The 22,680-nt window shown below is 33.7% G+C and carries 13 protein-coding genes; 4 read left to right on the top strand and 9 right to left on the bottom strand.

Annotated elements, in window-relative coordinates; translation table 11 throughout:
- Positions 1-7 precede the first annotated feature (7 nt).
- The 7 genes from ACQKCJ_RS13835 to ACQKCJ_RS13805 all read right to left on the bottom strand — a co-directional run bounded on the left by ACQKCJ_RS13835 (position 8) and on the right by ACQKCJ_RS13805 (position 15,958).
- On the bottom strand, positions 8-3,112 hold the full coding sequence (locus tag ACQKCJ_RS13835; RefSeq protein WP_271336640.1) for a SusC/RagA family TonB-linked outer membrane protein: 3,105 nt from the start codon (positions 3,110-3,112) through the stop codon (positions 8-10).
- 452 nt (positions 3,113-3,564) lie between these two features.
- Positions 3,565-7,719: a two-component regulator propeller domain-containing protein gene (locus tag ACQKCJ_RS13830; RefSeq protein ID WP_427402215.1), complete on the bottom strand. Its 4,155-nt coding sequence runs from the start codon at positions 7,717-7,719 to the stop codon at positions 3,565-3,567.
- A gap of 676 nt (positions 7,720-8,395) precedes the next feature.
- Complete coding sequence (bglX, locus tag ACQKCJ_RS13825; protein ID WP_427402214.1) at positions 8,396-10,687, bottom strand: beta-glucosidase BglX; 2,292 nt, start codon at positions 10,685-10,687, stop codon at positions 8,396-8,398.
- Between the two features lie 411 nt (positions 10,688-11,098).
- Positions 11,099-12,619: a phosphoethanolamine--lipid A transferase EptA gene (eptA, locus tag ACQKCJ_RS13820; RefSeq protein WP_271336644.1), complete on the bottom strand. Its 1,521-nt coding sequence runs from the start codon at positions 12,617-12,619 to the stop codon at positions 11,099-11,101.
- Entirely contained in the window at positions 12,606-13,463 is an 858-nt protein-coding gene (locus ACQKCJ_RS13815; protein WP_271336645.1) for a phosphatase PAP2 family protein, read from the bottom strand. Before ACQKCJ_RS13815 ends, eptA begins: the two co-directional genes overlap by 14 nt.
- A gap of 546 nt (positions 13,464-14,009) precedes the next feature.
- Entirely contained in the window at positions 14,010-15,281 is a 1,272-nt protein-coding gene (locus ACQKCJ_RS13810; protein ID WP_271336646.1) for a sensor histidine kinase, read from the bottom strand.
- A complete protein-coding gene (locus tag ACQKCJ_RS13805; protein ID WP_271336647.1) occupies positions 15,278-15,958 on the bottom strand; it encodes a response regulator transcription factor in 681 nt (226 codons plus the stop codon). Before ACQKCJ_RS13805 ends, ACQKCJ_RS13810 begins: the two co-directional genes overlap by 4 nt.
- A 296-nt stretch (positions 15,959-16,254) precedes the next feature.
- Between ACQKCJ_RS13805 and ACQKCJ_RS13800 the strand changes: the two genes are divergently transcribed.
- Positions 16,255-17,070, top strand: coding sequence for an SDR family oxidoreductase (locus ACQKCJ_RS13800; protein ID WP_271336648.1), 816 nt, complete (start codon positions 16,255-16,257; stop codon positions 17,068-17,070).
- A gap of 334 nt (positions 17,071-17,404) precedes the next feature.
- Here the strand turns inward: ACQKCJ_RS13800 and ACQKCJ_RS13795 are convergent, their stop codons facing one another.
- Positions 17,405-18,382, bottom strand: coding sequence for an NmrA/HSCARG family protein (locus ACQKCJ_RS13795; RefSeq protein ID WP_271336649.1), 978 nt, complete (start codon positions 18,380-18,382; stop codon positions 17,405-17,407).
- A 115-nt stretch (positions 18,383-18,497) separates the two neighbouring features.
- Here ACQKCJ_RS13795 and ACQKCJ_RS13790 point away from each other — a divergent pair, with 115 nt between their 5' ends.
- A complete protein-coding gene (locus ACQKCJ_RS13790; RefSeq protein WP_271336650.1) occupies positions 18,498-18,890 on the top strand; it encodes a winged helix-turn-helix transcriptional regulator in 393 nt (130 codons plus the stop codon).
- A gap of 246 nt (positions 18,891-19,136) precedes the next feature.
- On the opposite strand, the gene ACQKCJ_RS13785 is transcribed toward ACQKCJ_RS13790, so the two are convergent.
- Entirely contained in the window at positions 19,137-20,540 is a 1,404-nt protein-coding gene (locus ACQKCJ_RS13785) for an NAD-dependent succinate-semialdehyde dehydrogenase (RefSeq protein ID WP_427402213.1), read from the bottom strand.
- Between the two features lie 215 nt (positions 20,541-20,755).
- Here ACQKCJ_RS13785 and ACQKCJ_RS13780 point away from each other — a divergent pair, with 215 nt between their 5' ends.
- Together ACQKCJ_RS13780 and egtB are read left to right on the top strand one after the other, a co-directional pair.
- Positions 20,756-21,358, top strand: coding sequence for a 2,3-bisphosphoglycerate-dependent phosphoglycerate mutase (locus ACQKCJ_RS13780; protein WP_271336652.1), 603 nt, complete (start codon positions 20,756-20,758; stop codon positions 21,356-21,358).
- Positions 21,359-21,515: 157 nt separating this feature from the next.
- A complete protein-coding gene (egtB, locus tag ACQKCJ_RS13775; protein ID WP_271336653.1) occupies positions 21,516-22,655 on the top strand; it encodes an ergothioneine biosynthesis protein EgtB in 1,140 nt (379 codons plus the stop codon).
- Positions 22,656-22,680 lie beyond the last annotated feature (25 nt).

Raw genomic sequence — 22,680 nt, 5'->3', positions numbered from 1 at the left:
CTCAATTTTAGAATTCTAAATTCAAACCTACAGAAGTAGTTCTTGGTACTGGATATCTTCCTAAATCAATACCGCTCAATGTTATATTTTGATCTAAATTTCCTAAAGCAGGATCAAAACCGGAGTATTTTGTCCAGGTATATAAGTTTTGAACATTGACATACAATCTCACTTTTGTAATAATTGATTTTTCGAATATTTGTTTTGGTAAATCGTAGCTCAACGATACATTCTGGATTCTTAGATAAGAACCATCTTCAACAAATCTGTTCGAGATTCTGCCGTTTCCGTTTGGATCGTTTAGGGTAATTCTTGGCACATCTGTATTTTCGTTTACTCCCGCTTCAAAAGCATTTAAAGCCTGAGTGGTCACATTTGCATATCGATCTCCAAATCCGGGATAAATTCCATCAGTATAATGACGGGTAAAGTTGTAGATTTCATTGCCTTGGCTTCCGGTTAAAACAACAGATAAACTAAGGTTTTTGTATTTGAAGTTATTGGTCAATGAATACGTAAAATCCGGAATTGCACTTCCTAAAGCTGTTTGATCTTTAGCATCAATTTTTCCGTCGCCATTAAGATCTTTAAAACGGATATCGCCAATTCCTGTTCCTGTTTCCTGAATTGGTCCTGCAGCTAACTCGGCAGCATTTTTAAATAATCCATCAGTTACATATCCGTAAAACTGACCAACCGGCTGTCCTTCTGTAGTTCTGGTTACGTTGTATAAATCGAACTGTACTTTGCCCAATAAAGCTTTTCCTGCTCCTTGAAAACTAGTAAGTTCGTTATTATATTTTGATAAAATAATCGTACTGTCCCATGTAAAATTCTCTGTAATAATATTTCTTGTATTCAAGGTAAATTCAACTCCTTTTGTTTGAATTTCACCTGTATTCAAATAATAATTAAGGGCACTTTGATTTGATTCATCATTGATTTGTTTGGTCAGGAAATCAGAAGATTTTTTGACATAATAATCAAAATCTAATTTTACCCTGTTATTAAACATTCCTAATTCAAAACCAACGTTAAACGATTTCAATGATTCCCATTTAATATCCGGGTTCCCTAAATTATCAATCGTTGGCGATACACCGCCAAACGGAGACGCCGTTAGCGATAAAATGGTCTGGTATCTGTTTGCCGGAATATTTTGGTTACCTACTGAACCGTAACCTGCTCTGAATTTTAAATAATTTACAGTATTTGATAAAGGCTCAAAAAACTTTTCGTTACTCACTGTCCAACCTGCGGCAAATGAAGGGAAATAACCCCATTTATTATTAGGTCCAAAGTTTGACGAAGCATCTGCTCTTAAAGAAGCCGAAAAAGAATAGCGATCAGAAAAACTATAGTTTAATCTCGAAATATAAGAAGTCATCGACCATCTTCCGGAACCATTTCCGTTTACTGCGGTATCAATATCACCTATATTTAAGTTAGGAAAATCTTTGCTTAAAAAATCCCCGCTTCTGTAACCGCTCAAATATTCGTAGCGACTTTCCTGCGCTTCCTGACCTAGCAAAAAGGTAAAGCTGTGTTTTTCGTTAATGGTTTTATTGTAAGTCAAATAATTTTTAAGGCTCCAGTAATAACTTTGATCCTGTTGTTTGAATGATTTATTTAAAAGTTCAGATACAGTTCCTAAAGTATAAGCAGGTGCAAAAGAACTGCTTTTTGCAAAATTTAAGTCATATCCCAATTCACTTCTAAAAACCAATCCTTTTATAAGCGTAAAATCAGCAAAGAAATTTCCGTTGACTTTATATCGTTCTGTTTTTGCATTATTGTATTCGGCCAAAGCAATTGGGTTTGTTGCTTCATTTGCAGAGGAACCTATACCGCTTGCAGGACCAGCATAAGAACCATCAGCATATCTTACCGGTAATTCTGGAGATTGTCTGAGCGAATTCATCACTAAACCGCCACGATCATCGTTACGGACTACTTTTTGAGAGGACCTGCTCAATGACATATTGTTGCCAATTTTTAACCACGATTTTACATTCGAGTCTACATTTAATCGCATAGACATTCTGTTGAAATCGGAGTTTAGAACAACACCTTCCTGATCAAAATAATTCAAAGAAGTATAATATCTTGTTCCGTCTTTTTCACCGGAGAATGACAACTGATGATTGTACATTGTTGCGGTTCTAAAAAGTTCATCCTGCCAGTTGGTTCCTTTACCTAATAAATTTGGCTTTTGGTATTGATAAGGAACAGGCTCGCCATTTAGTTTGAAAATTTTAGCCTGATACGCTGCATATTGTGGTAAATTCAAAACATCAACATGATTTGTCACTTCCTGAGTTCCCAAATACGTTTCATAGGCAAAAGTCGATTTTCCTTTTTTTCCTTTTTTGGTTGTAATCAAAACAACACCGTTTGCACCATTTGCCCCGTAAATTGCTGTAGAAGATGCATCTTTTAAGATATCAATAGATTCAATATCCGAAATATTCAAACTGGATAAAGCTGAATTTTTTGTTTGACCGTTTCCACCGCCTAATGCGCCAAACGAAAATGAATCATTGTTTTTATCCGCAAAAACCGGAGTTCCGTCAATAACATACAAAGGTTCGTTACCATTGATCGAAGTAATTCCCCTAATCTGAACCGAGATTCCACCTCCTGGCGTACCTGAATTTTGTGTTACATTTACACCTGCAGCTTTACCTACAAGAGCCTGATCGATAGAAGTAAAAGGTTTGTCCTGAATTTCTGATGCTTTAATAGAAGAAATGGCGCCATTAATATCTTTCCTTTTTGAAGTTCCGTAACCAATAACCACTACTTCATTTAGTTTTTCCAGATCATTGATCATAGCAACCTGCATTACAGATTTTGTATCCGCTGGCAGGGATACATTTTTGTACCCGATATAACTAAAAGTCAATATAGATTTTGGTTCTACATTGTTTAATACAAAACCACCGTCAAAATCAGTGGAGGTTGCATTTTTTGTTCCTTGTACTATTACACTAACACCCGGCAAGCCCATTCCGCCTGATGTTACTTTTCCTTTAACAGTTTGTGCGAAGAAAAAATTTCCCCACATACATACTATTAAACACAATAGTTTTTTTAATGTTTTTTTCTGCATAAAATTTGGTCGTTAAGTTTTGATAATTAGTTAGTTTTTATTTCAAAATATTAAATAGTAACCTCTTTTGTCAAGCGAATTATGAGGGAATGACAAGCAGTATTATTTCTTAAATATTTCTTAACGAAAGTAAAATGTAGCGGTCTGCTATTATAGAACGGATGAAGCATATTGTACAACATTTGATGCAAAAAAAGCTGTAAATGCACTATTGGCAAGAAAAGAGACTACTATGACATTTGAACAGCTTGTCAAGTATTTGCTAAGTTTTTAGCTTTAAAAATATTTTATGTTCAAAAAATGAGCAGAATATTTTTTATATGTGAATATTGATTTGAATAGGAAAGACTAATTATTGAAAAAATTGACTTACAAAAAAAAGAGCTTCAATTTTTAAAAATTGAAGCTCTTTTAGCTGGATTTTGCTTTCAGTAGATTGTTTTTTTAACGTCTTATTCTTTTATTCTTTTTTCATGCGTAGGCAAATACCCGTATTTAATTTTATAACATTTCGTAAAATAGGAGGGAGAAGTAAACCCAACTTTATAGCTTATTTCATTAATATTATTGTTTCCTTTCTCGATCAGTTGTTTGGCTTTTTCCAGTCGAACATTTCTAATAAACTCATTGACTGAAACACCTGTTAATGTTTTTATTTTTCGATACAATTGACTTCTGCTCAGGAAAATTTTAGAAGATAATAATTCTACACTCAATTCAGGTTCGCTGATATTTTCGTTTATAAATGCAAGGATTTTTTGAATGAAATCATTATCCAGCGAAGTTGTTTTTTCTTTCCCGTCTTTTGTGATTCCGCTGTAAAATTTCTTAAACATGATTTGCCTGCTTGTAATAAGCTGTGCCAAACTCGATTTTAAAATATCCAGTTCAAATGGTTTGCTCAAATACATATCTGCGCCGGAATCGATGCCTTCTAATCTGTCTTTTACCATTGCTTTTGCCGAGAGCATTAATAACGGAATATGACTTGTTTTTAGATCTCCTTTGATGTTTTTGCACAATTGCAACCCATCCATTACGGGCATAATAACATCTGTAATGATTAAATCCGGTAATTTCTGAACAGCAAGTTCATAGCCTTTTTGACCGTTTTCGGCAACAATAACTTTGTATAATTTGCTGAGTTCGTGTTTTAGATAATTTCTTAATTCAGGATTGTCTTCAACAATCAAAATAGTGTAGGGTTTTGTGGTTTCGACAACATCATTTTCTGCGATTTGATTTGTACTTTCATTGTCGTCTGATTCATTATTAAAAGATTCAGACAGAAATTTGTTTTTACTTTTTTCAACTTTAAAAACAGCATCCACTATTTCGCTTTTCTTATAAAAAGATTTACCTAACGGAAATGTCACCGTGAATTTTGTACCTTCTTCTATCTTACTTTCAACATTAATTTTCCCCTTATGTAACTCAATAAATTCTTTTACAACCTCTAAACCAATTCCTGTACTGCCGTAATAATCTTTATTGACATTATTGACCTGATAAAATCTGTCAAAAATTCTTTTTAGATCTTTTTTGTGAATTCCGGAACCCGTATCTGTAATGGTTATAGAAAATGAGGGAACTTTATTTCCGTTAATGAGCAGCGAATTATCTGGATCTGATTTATCTATAGCAATAGTAATTGAACCATTGTCCGGAGTAAATTTAAAGGCATTCGAAATAATATTAAAGAGTATTTTTTCCAGCATTTTTGGATCTAGCCAGTCTTCAAGCTCATCAAATTTGGACTCAAAATTTATAGTAATATTTCTGGCAGCGGCTTCTTCATCAAAATAGCCAATAATTCCCTGCGTAAATGCTACTACTTCAATTTTTCTGGCTTGCAGCGAAATTTTATTAAACTCTAATTTATTAAAATCCATAAGTTCATTGATTAACCTCGAAAGCCTATCTGAACTTTTATGAACAATTTTTAATTTATTATGTATTTCAGGAGATAGATTTTTGCTTCTTAAAATATCTTCCAGCGGATTAATAATCAGCGTTAATGGGGTTCTGAATTCATGCGAGATATTCGTGAAAAACTGTAATTTTTTATTGTTTAGTTTCTCTGACTGGATACTTTTTTCTTTTTCTAAAATGATGGCTTGTCCCGCTTTAAAACGATTTTGATAAATTTTATTAAAGTATATAATCAGAAACACCAAAATAGAAGTGTATAACAAGTACGCCCAAATGGTTTTCCACCAAGGCGGCAGGATTTTTATTTTTAGTTCTAATTGATCATTGCTCCAGGAACCATCTGCATTGGCTGATTTTGCTTTAAAAACATAATTGCCGGGAGCAAGATTGGTGTAAGTTGCCGTTCTGTTATTTCCTACATAATTCCAGTCTTTTTCAAAACCTTCAAGATAATACGCGTATTGGTTTTTCTTAGAATAATTATAGTTAATTCCCACATATTCAATAGTAAAAACAGATTGTGTATGATCGAGCGTGATTTCTTTGGTCTGAGCAATTACTTTGATTAAGGGCGAAGCATCTTCATTGGGTTTTACAGATCGATTGAATAGTTTGAAATCACTAAAATATAACCTTGGCGCTTTTTCTGCTTTTTTGATTTCGTTAGGATTAAAATAATTTACTCCTTCGTAACTGCCAAAATACAGTTCTCCGTTTCCGTCCTTAAAGACCGCATTATTATTAAAATCATTATCAACTAGACCATCATCTTTGTTGAAATTGGTGCTTTTTTTATTTTTAAAATCGAGTTTGGTCAATCCTGATCCGCCGCTTATCCACAAAGAGCCATTGTTGTCAGCAATTATAGCACGAACAGATTTTTCTTTAAAACCTGGGAAGTCATTATAATTTGAAAATTTCTTTGTTTTTTTATTGTAATTAAATAATCCTTCGCCATCTGTTCCTATCCATATTGTTTTATCATTAGACTCATAAATAGACAAAATAGTCTGAATGCTGTTGTACTTCGTTTTGTCCTTGAACATGGCATCCCGCATTTTGGTCACTTTAAAACCGGATTCTTCTTTTAAGCTAACTTGGTATAATCCCAGGATTGTTCCAACCCATAAAATGTCATCAGAGTCTACAAAAACTTTACGAATAAAGGCTTTGTCTATAGAATTATCTGTAAAATCTTTAGAATCGCAATGCACAAATGTGTTGCTTTTATTGTCAAAATAATGCAGTCCTTTTATAAAAGTCCCAATCCAGATCCTGCCTTTTGAATCTTCTGAAAAACTAAAAATCCGATTCGATTTTAATCCTGTCGTGTTTACTGTATTGTAGTTTACAAATCGGGTAGTGCCATTTTTCAAAAAGTAGATACCACGATCCCAGCTTCCTATCCAGATATTTTGCTTGCTGTCTATAAAGATGGTCTGAATATCAACAGCATCTAAACCTGAATAGTAGTTTTGATTGTTTTTGTTTACGTGAATATAACTTTTATTACTAAGATTATAAATATCAAGTCCGCCGCCTTCATTACTGATTAATAGATTCCCCTTTTTATCTTTTATGACTGAAGTTACGTAACTTGTTTGTAATGAATTATCATTGTTTACAAGTGATTCAAGCGAATTGAATTTGTTATTGGGTTTATCAAATACACCCAGTCCTTTATTAAAATAACCTAACCAAAGACGTTTTTCTTTGTCTTCGTATAAGGACCAAACCGAGTTCGATTTTAAGCTGAAGTCATTGTATTTACTGTGCAGGTATTTTTGCAGTACTTGTCCTTTATAATTGACAACCAGCAATCCGTCATTTTCTGTACCACAAATGATGTAATCCTGACTGCTTTCTATAATAGATAAGATTTTGTTTTTGGTAATAGCATAATTTTCAAATTGGTAATTATCTGTTTCAGGTTTAATTTTGATCAGGCCATTTTCTGTTGTTCCCAGCCATATATATCCATATTTATCGATAACAAGATTTTCGATATCATCTAATAATGGTTCTCTTTTGAATTTGTCTTTATAAACCTGTTTGACTTTTCCGTTTAAATCAAGTTCTAAAAGACCATAATTAGTTCCTAAATAAACAATTCCCTGTTTATTTTTTACTGAAGATTTTATTAATAAATCAAATTTCTTAAGCACCTTTGATTGTACTAAACTAGCTTGTAATGTCTTTATATTAAGTCTGAATAATCCAAAACCATAGGTGCCAAGGATTAAATTGCCGTTATTATCCTGAATAATTGTTTTTACGGTAATGGGTTCGTCGTAGCCTTTTGTAATGACATCCTCGATATTGATTTTAGTAAAATTGTCTAAATCCCTGTTGTACAGGCATAACCCATCGTCAGTACCAATCCATAAATTATTATCAGCATCAAGAAAGGTGGCATAAATAAAGTTGCTGTTTAGCGAACCGGGCTTTTTATTGTACTCGTACCCAAAATAATTTACGCCATCATACCGATATAAACCCGTGCCGTTTGTGCCTATCCAAATAAAACCGTTTTTATCCTGAATAATCGAAGTTATGGCGCGTTTTGAAGTAGTTTCCTGTATGCTTCTAAATTGGTAATTATCAAATTTACCTTGAGATAAAAGGCAATTTATGAATACAAAATAGCATGCAAGAATATATTTGATATTTTTCATTTCATAGTAGTATTGATCAACTTCATTCCGGAGATTCAATTTGCAAATTAACTTTTATTTTAAGTATATATAAACAATATTAATAAAACTAAATAGAAAATTTACTTTTTATGCAAATTTGATTCTATTTCCAAAAAAATATGAGCATGATTAATAATTTTGAAATGATTAATCGTACTCAGGTTATAAGGTTGTTTTAAAAAGTATACTAAACTGCTGTGTAGTTGTTTTAACACATAGAAACATAGCTTTTGTTTGCTTAAAAAAAGGCGTTTTACTTTACATTAATTCACATAGGTATGTGTCAATGCCATTAAGTTAAGGAATCAGTAAATAGACAGAGAAGTAACTACAAAGTTTGTCATCTCGACGCAGGAGAGATCACACTAGTATTTCCGTTCAGCTATTCGCCAATCTTTGCTGAGTTTCTTATGTGATCTCTCCTTCGTCGAGATGACAAGATTGCGGATTCTGAAAGAGGTAATCCGCATTAAAAAATTTCTTAACTTAATGACGTTGCCCGATGCTTCAGGACTATGTGAAAGAAACTTGTTTCTTTTTGGGATCACTCTTTTTCTATAAAAATCTATGTTTCTATGTGTTTAATATATCTAACCCGTTGGGTGAAATGTTTAAATGTTTTGAAAATAATTACACCCAACGGGTTATATAGAGTTTATTTTAACTCAAATTTGCTGGTAAGTCCTTCATTAGAATTCCAACCTACCATGATGTTAAATACTCCCGGTTCTACTATATAGTTACCGTTATTGTCATAAAAACCAAGTTCTCTTTCTGTCAAAGTAAAGTGCACAGTTTTAGTTTCTCCTTTTTTGAGGTTGACCAATTCAAAACCTTTTAATTCTTTTATTGGGCGAACGATGCTTGCAAATTCATCATGAATATATAATTGAACAACTTCTTTCCCGTCATAATTTCCTGAGTTGGTAACGTCAACGCTTACTTCAATTTTTTCTCTTTTTGCAAAAGTAGTTTTATTTATTTTAAGATTTTTATAATCGAATTTTGTATAACTCAGTCCGAAACCAAAAGGAAATTGAGGCGTTTTCTCTACATCCATATAATGCGACCAAAAAACATTTTTATCACTATCAATTGGTCTTCCTGTACTGTATTTGTTGTAATAAATAGGTACTTGTCCCACATTTCTCGGGAAAGATATTGGCAATTTACCACTAGGGTTGTAATCTCCGTATAAAACCTGAGCGATTGCATTTCCTGCTTGAGTTCCCAGTTGCCAGCCTTCAACAATTGCCGGGATATTTTGGGCAGCCCACGGAATAGTCAGAGGACGACCGTTATTTAAAACCAAAACGATATTAGGATTTACTTTGTAAATTTCTTCCAGTAATTCTTGCTGGATTCCAGGCAAATTTAGATCGGTTCTGCTTCTTGCTTCTCCACTTTGAAATCCATATTCACCTAAAACCATTACTACAACATCAGCATTTTTTGCAGCTGTTTTTGCCGCTTCAAAACCGCTTTTGTCTGTAGTATTAAAAATTGTTTCTGTAAGGAAAGTAGCTTTCTGCGAAAGTAAATCTGCACCTTTTTCAAAAGTTAGTTGATTGTCTTTGTATTGTTGCATTGCTTCCAGAACCGAAACTGCCGTATTATCATCGGCTGCAATTCTCCAGCTTCCAAGCGGACTGTTTTTATCATTTGCCAAAGCACCGATCAAAGCAATTTTTTGTCCGGATTTTTTCAGTGGTAAAAGATTCTTTTCATTCTTTAATAATACGATAGATTTTTTTGCCATATCCAGTACGCCGTCATTATTGGCTTTGCTGCCAACAACTTCTTTTTCACGTTTTTCATCGCAATATCTGTAGGGATCATCAAATAAACCCAATTCAAATTTTACGCGAAGAATTCTGCGAACAGCATCATCTATCAAAGCTTCTTTTACTTTTCCTTCTTTTACCAAAGTCACTAATTTTGCTACGTACAAATACGATTCCATATCCATATCAGAACCTGCAATAACTGCTTTTGCTGTTGCATCGGCTTCGTCTTTTGCATAACCGTGCGCAATCATTTCGCGAATAGAAGCATAATCTGAAACTACAAATCCGTCAAACTTCCATTTTCCTTTAAGGATATCTCTTTGTAAAAATGCATTTCCTGTTGCGGGAATACCGTTTAAGGTGTTAAATGAATTCATAAACGTACGAACTCCGGCTTGTACCGTGGCCTCAAAAGGCGGTAAAACCGAATTGTATAATTTAGAATTGCTCATATCTACACTATTATATTCTAGTCCTGCCTCGACATAACCGTATGCTGCAAAGTGTTTTGTACAAGCTGCAATTGTATTTACTTTGGCTAAATCTGCCATCGTTTCTCCCTGAAAACCTTTTATTCTGGCGTAACCTATTTTACTTCCTAAATAAGGATCTTCCCCCGCACCCTCCATCACACGTCCCCAGCGTGCATCATTTGTAATATCGACATTGGGTGCAAAAGTCCAGTTGATACCGGATGCCGATGCTTCATCTGCCGCAATTGCTGCCGATTTTTTTATCGCTTCCAGATCCCAACTCGCGGCTTCTGCCAACGGAATCGGACTCAAAGTTTTATAACCGTGAATAACGTCAAAACCAATGATCAAAGGAATTCTCAATCGGGTTTCTTCGACTGCGATTTTCTGTACCGCACGAACTTCTTTTACACCTCGAACGGTTAACATCGATCCAACCCAGCCTTTACGTAGATGTTCGTATTTCAGTTCAGCACTTCCGCCTTTGGGTGCGGGTCCCGTTACATCCCAAAAACCATTGTATTGATTCATTTGTCCCACTTTTTCTTCTAATGTCATTTCTTTGATCAAAAGCGAGATTCGTTCTTCAATTGGCTTTTTGGTATCCATATGTTTTTTTGTTTGAGCATAGCCGTTTCCAAAAACGATTAGGAGTAAAAAGGCATATTTTCTAATTTGTTTTTTCATTATTGTGGTTTTAGTTTTATGGTAAAGTTTTTAAATCATGAATGCGTTAGAGTGTCTTTTTTAATTTTGGATGATATCATTTTACAAGCTCGTTTGCCCGAAATCAATAAAAACATAAAAAGGGTAAATGTAGTTTTAGACGAGTAATCATAATAGCAAATTTGAAGCATTATGTACTACAAATGTTGTATTTGTATGTGTTTGATGCCGGTAAGATAGAGGGATTACTACCGAATGTTTTGGCATGCATAAAAAAAGTCCTAATTTTCATTAAGACTTTTTTTACGCGCCGTGCGAATTAAAATCAATAGAGAAGAATCAATTTTTTTCTCAATTGTTCACTATTAAAAGGTATTATAGGTTTTTTAGATTCTAATAGAAACGAAGTATCAGGTTATTAATTTGAATAAATTATTTAAAAATATTCATTTCCTCGTCATATATCGGGCTTTGTATGTTTAAAAAATTTAAAACACTATGAAACACATAGTTCTGTGTTAATGTTTTGTTCGGTTTAACTTGTTTAGTAGTATCAGATAACCATACTATAAAAGGAATCTCATATTGTTCTTTAGGTGCAATACTTATAGGTACGCCATGCATATATAGATTCTTCTCTCCCAAAGATTCTCCATGGTCAGAAACAAAAATCATTGCACTATTATACTCCTTTAACTGCTTTAAATCCTCGATAACTTGAGATAGAATATAGTCAGTATAAACAATCGTATTGTCATATGCATTGATTAGTTCTGTTTGCGAACATTTTCCTAATTCAACACTATTACAAACAGGTTTGAATGTTTCAAATTGTGGTGGATATTTCTTGCTGTAAGTTGGTCCGTGACTTGTACTGGTATGCAATACAATTAATATTTTATTTTTTTTACTGGCTAGTATCTGTTCTTTTAATCCCGTTAAAAGAATCTCATCGTAGTTGCAGTTTTCGCCTTTGCAATTTGGCATTAAAACTTCTCTATTTTGATAATCTTTGATATGAACGGGCGGTTCTCCCCAGTTTGTGGTTCTCCAGATCACCTCTACATTATTTCGATATAAATAATTAGGTAAGATTTCATATAAGTCGTCAGTATTTTTATGCTCTAAAATACATTTTACACCGGCAGTGGTGTAAGTGGCACATGAGGTCGCATCAAAATGAAAGAGGTTTGGGACCTTAGATAATAATGGATTTGTATTTTTCTTATAGCCATAAAGAGAAAAATTCTCTCTTCTGGCAGATTCTCCTATTACTAAGACTACAACTGATTTTTTGTTATCTTTTATGGTAGCGTTTGGTAAGAGAATTTCTTTTTCATTTTTTTTGTATTTGTGAATATAAAAAAGAGAAGTATTTACAGTATAAGACCAGGGCATAGCAAGCCCGCCTAAAGTTTTTGAATTTTTATCAATCCAGAGCCAGTTACTTGCATTAGCATATGCTAAGCCCAGAATAAACAGCAGGATAATAGAAGAGGATATTAGAAATTTCTTTAGTGTTTCATTTATTATTTTGACTTTAATAATATACACAGATGGAATAACACCCAGAAGAATGATATACAATATTAGTTTTAAAGAAAAAAAACTACTGGACTCAGCAAAATTGGTATTGAGTACATTACCAATCATACTCTCGTCTATTATAGCACCATAGGTATTGACAAAGTAAACTGCGATTGAATTGATTACAAAAAATATTACCAATAGAAATTTTCCAACAAAGCGGGACAGAAAGAATATGAGGTAAAAGACAAAATAATTTGCTACCAACATTATAATAACTAAACTTATAATGAGTATAATACCGTTGAGGGTCTTATAATCGACTTTATCGAAGACAAAGGAAAAGAATGGAAAATGGAAGAATAAGAAATTAATACAACTCATTAGTAGGGCAAAATGAGTTATTTTTAGATTATTTTTTAACATAAACAGTGGTAATTTTATATAGTGAAACAACTAAACTGGCAATTGAAAAATAATATATTATCAAATTTTCGTGCGTTATTCTAATGATTAATGAAATGCAACAAATTAAAAATAATACAATAAAAACAGGATAGTATTTTTTGTTGCTAATCCAGTCCCAAATTTTATACTTTCTCGTGATAAAAATACCTAAAAGTCCCGAAATAAATCCAAAGATGCCTCCTATAAAAACATCAAGAGGATAATGCGCTCCAATACCTACTCTGGTTAGAGCAAGAGAGAACGCTGTCGTGATTATGAAAAAAATCCACAAGATTTTATAATCCAGTTTTTTTGGCATAAAAGAAAACAACAGAACGGTAAAGGTTGTAAAAATTGTAATAGAATGCCCGGATGGTAGACTGTTGTTTCCGCATAATGTTTTTCCAATAATAAAAAAGGGACTATTATCAAATGCCAAAGCAGGTCTTGGTACTGCAAATAGTTTTTTAAGGATCGTACTAAATACACAGGAAACAAGTGAAGCACTCAATAAAGACTCCCAGATTTTAGGAGCGCAGATAATAAAAAGGGTTAAGAGCGAAAAAGAAATTAAGCAATCCCCAAGCTGCGTAAGGTTATAGATTGTATTAGGAAATTGTGATAGTTTTGAATTAATAAAAAGAAAACAATCCTTTTGTATCAGTATATAGTTCTCTGTATTTAAAGCATCATGCTTATAAAGAAATAAAACAACTGCGACTAAAAAAAATAGAGGTAAAAAAAATAAAGATAATTTGAGTTTTGAATAATTATTAATAGCATAAGTGTTTATTATACTATTTCCTGACAGATTTGCTTTCATAAATTTATTTAAGATATACTGATATTTATGGTTTTATGGGGAGGTGAACGATTTTGATAAGATACTTTTTTAAGCGGGATACCTAATTAATTTTTTCCTTTGCACTAGTTTTTTCTGGGTAGAGTGTTTTTAATTCTTTCTGCGTGTTTCATTTATTTTCGGGGAAGTTATTTCTGAATTCTGTGGCAATTCTGTATTTTTAGCTATGAACTTAATTATTAAGTGTTTTTTAAGTTTTCATAGAAAACAGGAACCTCACAATAAATTTATTTAAGTGTAATAAATAGCAGATTTGTAGAAAAAGAAAGGGAAAATGGAAACGAGTCAGGTCATGTTTTTTTTTTAGTATAGATCTTATTATGGCAGTTTTTTGTAGTAGTTCTGCCGTCAATTATAGATTGACCTTTATCACAAGAAATCCTCAAGCACAACAATATGTTTATTGATGGCTTTATGTAATTGGTAAGTTATTTGAAAGTATACCAGTATTGGTATCGATAAAAAAGTTTTAGCTGCTGATTCCGTTTATTCTTCCGGGATTAGGAGTTATCGCACTTTTAATGTAAAACGATGTTGATGGTCTACGAATTTGTATTTCAGTTTTAATCCGCTGACCTCTGCTATTTCGTCTGCAATAGCCATTCCTAATCCAACAGATAAATGCGAAACAGAAATTTTCTGAAACCTCTTAAACAGTAAAGTTGCATCAAGAGCTTCTTCCTTTCCTGTATTTTGAATGGACAGCTTATTGTGGTTTATAAAAATGATAATTTTACCTCCGGTTATATTATGACGAATGGCATTTTGAAATAAATTATTAATTAGGATCATGCACAGGTCAGAATTCATTTTGATTAAAAAATCAAACTTGACATTTTTTTGAACTTCTATTTTTTGCTCTCTGATATGTTCTTCAAAAAGCAGTAATGATTCATTGACCATTTTCTCTACGGATACTGTTTCAGTAGTTTTAAACTGCCTGTTTTCGATTTTGGTCAACAATAGCAACGACTTGTTAAGCCTGATTAGTTTCGAGCTCGCGTCATCAATAGCAATAATCAATTCTATGTCTTTTTGCTCAAGATTTTCAGATTGTATAAGGAGATCGATTTTAGATTTTATTACGGCAAGTGGCGTCTGGATTTCGTGTGATGCGTTTTCGGTAAATCTCTTCTGACTATTGTAGTCTGTGATCATTTTACTCATCATTTCTTTAACACAGTGACTCAATTCCTTAAATTCTTTTACCGAAGTTTTTTCAAGATTTGGAACATGATTGTCGCTGGCACGAAAAACTCTTAAGGTATGTATCATTTTATAAAAAGGCTGCCACAGTGTTTTAGTAACCCAGAAGTTGATGCCAAGTGAAATTAAAAGCTGTAATAATAAAATGGCGGTAAGCATAGAAAAAATACCTTCAAAGAGTTCGTCAAATTCGACTGAGCTGCGCCATATTTTTATTTGATAATATTTTGTTTTGACTCTTAGTACAGAAGTAATCATCTGATTAATGGCCAACTCTTTTTCTGATCGGTCAAAAATCAAAGTATCTGAGAAGATATCCTTATTAACTTTTTTAAAGTCAGGTTTGGTAATTATTTTTATTTGAACCTCTTTACCTTTTGTAAACAAATAATCAGAGATAGTGTCATTCTCTCTTAAGTATTGTTCAATCCTTTCTTTCCGGTCCATCAGTACATCATCATTACTTTCTTTTAATTCCTTAATAATATAAGAATAAGTAACAAATCCCGATAAGAGTAAAACAGGAATACTCAATACCACGAAATACAGATTAGTTTTAGCTAATAATTTCATTGATGTATTTTAAAATTGTAGCCAATGCCATAGATGGTCTGGAGGTAATCACAACACTTATTTTCTAAAAGTTTTTTTCTCAAATTTTTTACATGGTTGTAAATAAAATCAAAATTATCGAATCGGTCAGCATTGTCTCCCCATAAGTGTTCTGCAAGTGCATTTTTGCTCACCACGCGGTTTTTATTGGCAATAAAATAGAGGAGTAAATCGTATTCTTTAGAAGTCAGAATTACGTTTTGACCATTGATAAAAACACTTCTCTCTGCTGGAAGAATCCGGATTTCATTGAGCGTAATTTCTAAATTACCATCGAAATCTTTTCGTCTGATAAGGGCTTTTATTCTCGAATTTAATTCGGATAAGTGAAAAGGTTTAGGCAAATAATCATCAGCACCAAGATCGAGACCATAGATTTTATCTGAAAGTGAATCTCTGGCAGAAATAATGATAATACCGGCTTTGGATTTTTTTAGTTTTGTTTTTCTTACCAGATCAAGACCGCAGCCTTTAGGCAATGTAATGTCAACAAGAATACAATCATAATCGTAGAGCGCTATTTTTTGCTCTGCTCTATCATAGTCAGAGGCTACTTCTACAATATGACCTTCCATTTCAAAGTATTGCTGAATACTTTTCTGTAATTCAAGTTCGTCCTCAATTAGTAATATTTTCATCGTACCGTAACCTGACTTTTATCCAGGCGAATATAAGAAATATTTTCACTTTAATTTGTAGACATTTTTGGAATAAAAATATAACTAATCTTTTGCTGTTTTTTGAAAAACACATGATTATGTCAGTTCTTATAATTTATTCAACGTATTAATATGCAAAAGAAAAGAGGCTTACAGAGAATTGTTTTTCGAATTGATATAAATGAGCTTTTCAGAACATAGAATTTGAACTGTACAAGAAATAAATTTTCCTAAAAACACCTGAAATTTGTTCTATTAATTTAAAAGTAAAAAAGATGAGTAAGACAGTACTAATAACAGGCAGCAGCAGTGGTATTGGCAAAGCAACAGCGATATTTTTTGCAGATCAGGGCTGGAATGTTATTGCGACAATGAGAACACCTCAAAACGAAACAGAACTTACATTATTGAATAATGTATCAGTAACCGCATTGGATGTTTTAGATCCTGAAAGCATCGAAAAAACAGTACGTGAGGGTATAGAACGTTTTGGTAAAATTGATGTTTTGGTTAATAATGCAGGTTATGGCGCTTATGGGCCATTGGAAGTTTTTGAAAGAGAAAGTATTATCCGTCAATTTAATACTAATGTAATTGGTTTACTTGATGTTACCAAAGCAGTGCTGCCTCATTTCAGAGCAAATAAAGATGGAATTATAATTAATGTTTCTTCTATGGGCGGACGTCTGACATTCCCTTTCGGGGCTTTGTATCACGGTACCAAGTTTGCTGTAGAAGGGATTTCAGAGTCGTTAAACTTTGAAGTGGCTACATTTGGCGGAAAGGTCAAAATAATTGAGCCGGGTGCTACAGCAACTGATTTTGCAGGACGTTCTTTTGATTTTAAAAATGATGAGAATCTGACAGAATACCAAGGCTTGATGAAAAAATTATTTGATTTAATGGAAAGTCTGGGGGCAAATAGTTTTCCTCCTGAGGTAGTGGCACAAAAAATTTATGAAGCTGCAACTGATGGTACTGACCAATTGCGATATGCTGCAACACCTGATGCAATAGCTTTATTAGAAAAAAGGAACAATGAAAGTGATGCCGTTTTTATTGCGGACATGAAAAAACAATTCGGATTATAATAGTGTCTTTCTAATGCAGATCTTTAGTCATCTGGTTTTGAAAAAAGATAAAGTGAAGAATTGTTTATGATAGTGGGATGAGAATAATTTAGAAATAAAAAACCTGCGAATCCTAAGATTTGCAGGTTTTAGTGTTTTTTTATGTTTCTGAACAGATTGAAATAAAAGCTGTCTTTTAAATGTTTATCGCATTCAGTGCTAAATTATATAAAAACTTTGGATGGTGTATACTTCTGTTTTTCAATTATTTAAGTGGTACTTGCGCAATTTGCTTTGTATCATTATCTTTTTCTATTAGCTCTGATGAAGCAGTAGTTTTTTTGCATTTAAACAATCAATAATTTGTTTTTTCTCCTTGCCAATTTGTACGATGGAGGAATTCTTCCCAGGTAAGCGTGTCAGGATTTATTTGTCTGCTCCATAGCAAATCCTTGTCTTGCCCATAATAGCCATACTCAACAGCATATTCAGACATGCCGATAATCTCCTGCAATAAGGTTTCATTTGAACTAAATTCCGGGAAATGATCAAGAAAATCTTCCCGTTTGAATGCTGAACTATATTCGGCTTTCTTACCTGTGACCCTGATAAAAGTATCAATTATTTCCTGGGGAGCGATGATATCACCAATAACCGGTAAGGATTTACCCGCGTATTTAAGCGGATGTGCAAAAATTTCTAAAACAGCCGGTCCCGTGGCAGTAATGGGATCAACAAATGGTGCGCGGAAGTCCTTTGGGAGATATATAGGAAATACAAGTACATCGTCTTTTACAATTGGAGTATAAAATTCTATCAGATTTGTATAAAAGAAAGCCATATATATAAACGTGCTTTTGACTGGCAGTGTACGTATATAATCTTCAACTTTTGCCTTGTCTGTAAAATGGGGTGCAAACTTTTTACCATCGGTAATTTTATCTACATTTTCCAAACTGCTAAAGACAACATGCTGAACTCCTGCCTCGACAGCAGCGTCTGCCAGTTCTTTGCCTAACTCAAACTCATGTGTTTGTGGCGGAGCAATATTTGGAGTGAGCATGAAAACACCATAGGAACCTTGAAATGCTTCAACGAAGTTTTTTTTATATCCAAGATCAAGTGGTATACTAACAAGTTCAGCACCCTGGTCGATCAGCTTGATTGCATCGGGTGAATCAATGCGTCGTGTAATGCCACGTACCCTATAGCGACCACTTTGTAAAAGAGTGCGTGCAACACTGCCTCCTTGTTTGCCCAAAATACCTACGATAGTAATAAGCGGTTTGTTTTTTTTGGACGTTGATTCATGTCCTTTTAGATCAAATACCATATTGTGTTTTTTAAGTAAATTTTAAACTATAAAAATAATAGTAGCAAAATTATTTATAGTTAAGTAAATTTGCAATAACTATCTATTTAGATAGCTCTTATAAAAAACAAATGATATGGATTTAGAATGTAAAAGTGATTTTATTGAGGTGAACAGTAAACTATTTCCATGCACTGTAAGTATAGCTATGGATCTGGTTGGCGGAAAATGGAAAGCAGTTATATTATATCACTTAAAAGATACAGATAAAAGATATAATGAGTTAAGAAAAGAAATGCCTGCTGTCACGGAAATGACACTTAGCCTGCAACTAAAGCAACTTGAAAAGGATGGTCTTATATCGCGGACGGTTTATGGCAAAAAGCCTCCTATTAAAGTTGTTTATAGTTTAACGGATTTTGGAAGATCCTGTATTCCTATGCTTAATGCCATTACTGAGTGGGGGAATCAAGTTGCTGCTCAAAAAGGGGAATTTATCGACACAAAATCTGTTAGTGCAACGATTTGATAATTTGATTGACCATTTGGTACAGGATTAATTGCTTTGTGGGAAGTATAGAAAAGTTTTAATTAACATCTTACTAGAGCAATCTTTCGCAATTTATAAACATTTCTGATGATTTTCAGGCTGGCGTTGATGAATATTATAAAATATTTCTACTACACATCTTTATAATTTTCCTTATGAAAAAATAAAAAAAGAGTCCGCTTCGATATTTTACGAAACGGACTCTTTATAAAAAAAACAATCTATTTAATTTGGATTTGAAGCTTTAGTAATTCGTATAAGCTTAGCATTTACAAATTCATAAATCCCTGCAGGAGATTGTTCACGGCCATATCCGGATCCTTTAGTTCCGCCAAAAGGCAGTTCTGGAGTAATCCCTGTCAGATGGTTGATGTAAACCATCCCGGTTTCTATTTGTCGGGCAACATTTACGGCTCTTTTTTCATCTCCGCTAAATACACTTCCACCTAAGCCAAAGTTTGTTGCATTTGCAAGAGCTACTGCTTCATTTTCGTCTTTAACACGATAAAACATAAATACCGGACCAAAGATTTCTTCATTATAAGCAGAGTTTCCAGGTTCTATATTTGTAAGTAGGGTAGGTTCCATAAAAGCACCTTTGCGATCAATTCGTTTACCACCCAACAATACAGTAGCACCTTCTTTTACGGCTTGTTGTACTTGTTTAATAACACCTTCAACAGCTTTCTCGCTGCTCAGAGGAGCAAGTGTAGTTTCCGGACTCATAGGATCTCCAACTTTAATAGAAGCAAATTTTACTTTTACTTTTTCTAAAAAAGAATCTGCAATGCTTTCTTCAACAATAATTCGTTTAGGAGAAGTACATACCTGTCCGGCATTCCACATACGACCGTTTACAGCAGCATCAACAGCTTCATCTATATTGGCATCATTGAGCACAATAAAAGCATCACTTCCGCCAAGTTCCAAAGTCGATTTTTTTATATATTTACCTGCTGCCGCTGCAATCGATGCTCCGGCTGGCTCACTTCCGGTTAATGTAACCGCTTTAATACGTATATCAGAAACTAGTTCACTCGCTTTTTCACCCGGTATAAAAAGGTTTTGGTAAACACCTTCGGGAGCACCGGCTTCAAGAAAAATATCTTCCATAAGCTGAGCACATTGCGGTACATTTGAAGCATGTTTAAAAAGCATGGTATTACCGGCCATTATATTAGGCGCCGCTGATCGGGTAATCTGATAGAAAGGAAAGTTCCAGGGCTGTACACTAAGTAAAACACCCAACGGTTCATAACTAAGAAAAGCAGATCCTATAGGAGTTTCTAACGGACTATCAGCCAGAAATTTTTCGCCATTATCAGCATAATAATCAAAAATAGCGGCACTTAATTCCACTTCTTGTATCGCTTCTCGGTGTAATTTACCCATTTCCAGTGTTGCCAAAGCCCCTAATTCTTTTTTTCTATCGCGCATGATAGAGGCCACTTTATGCAATAATTTGGCTCTAACATTAAAAGCGGTTTTTTTCCAGGTTTTGAAAGCTGCGTCTGCTTTTGAAATTTTTGACTCAAGCTCTTTATCGTTCATAACATCAAACTGTTTTACAATTTCGTTATTAAACGGATTGACTGATTTAACAGATGACTCTTTAATTGAATTTTCCATAATAATATATTATTTAAAGTATACTTATAAAGGTACACCTTACATTTTTCAATAAACTTAGCGTACTGTTAATGTTTATCATAGCTCTGTTAAAATTAAAAACAGATATGAAACTGAGCCATAAGATGTATATTTTGATTTTATACAATTCTAAAAACTAATGCATTAATTGTTTTATCTTTATAATAGTTTTGATATGGCTTTAAATATAAAAAATGGCACAATTAGTTTTTGTCAGACATGGACAATCTCTTTATAATCTGGAAAATCGATTTACAGGAATTCTTGATGTTCCGCTCACGGATATTGGAAAAGAACAAGCAAAACTTGCGGGAGAGAAACTCATTGGTTATGTTTTCGATATTGCCTATACTTCTATGCTGATAAGGGCTCAGGAAAGCTTAGAGATTATCCTCAATGAAATGAAGGTAACAATCCCTATCGTAAAAAATAAAGCCTTTAATGAGAGAATGTACGGTACTTTACAAGGACTCAATAAGGAAGAAACGGCAAAAAAATATGGTCTGGCTCAGGTGGACATCTGGAGAAGAAGTTATGATGTATGTCCTCCTGATGGGGAAAGTTTGTTAGATACTTACAACCGCGTAGTTCCTTATTATAAAACCGAAATAGAAACAAAACTAAAAATGGGACAGAATGTTTTAATAGTAGCCCATGGCAACAGTCTGAGATCCCTGATGATGTATCTTGAAAACATCAATCCTCTTGATATTGTAAAAGTAAATATCGCAACAGGAATACCCAGAGTTTACACGTTTGATGCTGAACTGAAAATTTCTAATGTAACCTATCTATAGTTATCTCTGTGAAGCTTTTAATAACAAAAACAAGAAGTAAATTCACGACTGAAATTATTAAATTAATACTATTTTTTATTTAAAAATACTTATTCTGTTTTTTAAATTACTAACTTAGAGTATAATACAAACTCACAAACAGCAGTAATTTAATACTATGACAGCACGTTTCTTAAAAGTCAGAAAAAAAACAGAAAAAATTTGCACTCCTTTACTTGTAGAGGATTATTCTGTACAACCCAGCGATTTTGCTTCTCCGCCAAAGTGGCATTTGGCTCATACCACCTGGTTTTGGGAAGAGTTTCTACTTACGAAATACAACCCTGATTACACAGTTTATCATCCTGATTTCTCCTACTTATTTAATAGTTATTACAATACAGTTGGAAAACGGATACAGCGTCCTTCCAGAGGATTTATGACAAGACCATCCGTAGAAGCTGTTTATGCTTACAGGACATATGTTACTGCCGCCGTTGAATTGTTTATGAAGAACGATTTAAATCAGGAAATACTTGATATTATTGAGATCGGAATCAATCATGAAGAACAGCATCAGGAACTTTTAGTATATGATATAAAATACCTCTTAGGAACACAGGCAACTTTTCCTGGTTATGGCAATCATTTTTTGCCAGCTTCTGAAAAACAGGAAGTTGGTTTTGTAAAAATTGCAGCAGGTATCTATGAAATTGGACATACAGGATCTTCTTTTTGTTTTGATAATGAATTGGGAAGGCACAAAGTGTATGTAGATGATTTTGAGATTTCAAATACACTTGTAACCAATGCAGAATATCTGCAGTTTATACAAGACGACGGTTACAGAAATTTTAATTACTGGCATGATGAAGGTTGGGCGTGGGTTAACGAAAATGAAATCGAAGCACCCTTGTATTGGCATAAAATAGATAATGAATGGCAGGTGTATGATCTAAATGGCTTGCAGAAAATCGCAGCAGATTTACCGGTAATGCACCTGAACTATTACGAAGCTTTTGCCTATGCGCAATGGAAGGGAATGCGATTACCAACAGAATTTGAATGGGAAATAGCGAGTAGTCAATTGTCCTGGGGTAAAGTTTGGGAATGGACGAACAGTGCATATCTGGCTTATCCTAATTTTAATAAAGCATCTGGAGCATTGGGAGAATACAACGGAAAATTTATGGTGAACCAAATGGTTTTAAGGGGAGCCTCAGCAGCAACTCCGGAGAATCATAGCCGTAATACCTACCGTAATTTTTTTCATCCTGTAATGCGTTGGCAGTTTTCAGGATTACGACTGGTAAAGTGATTTTTTGAAATCAGCTCAGTCTTTA

Origin of the sequence: Flavobacterium sp. NPDC079362, assembly GCF_050267765.1 — a bacterium.
Classification (GTDB): domain Bacteria; phylum Bacteroidota; class Bacteroidia; order Flavobacteriales; family Flavobacteriaceae; genus Flavobacterium; species Flavobacterium azizsancarii.
The sequence above is the reverse complement of the archived record's forward strand: the minus strand, read 5'-3'. Positions and strand labels throughout refer to the sequence as shown.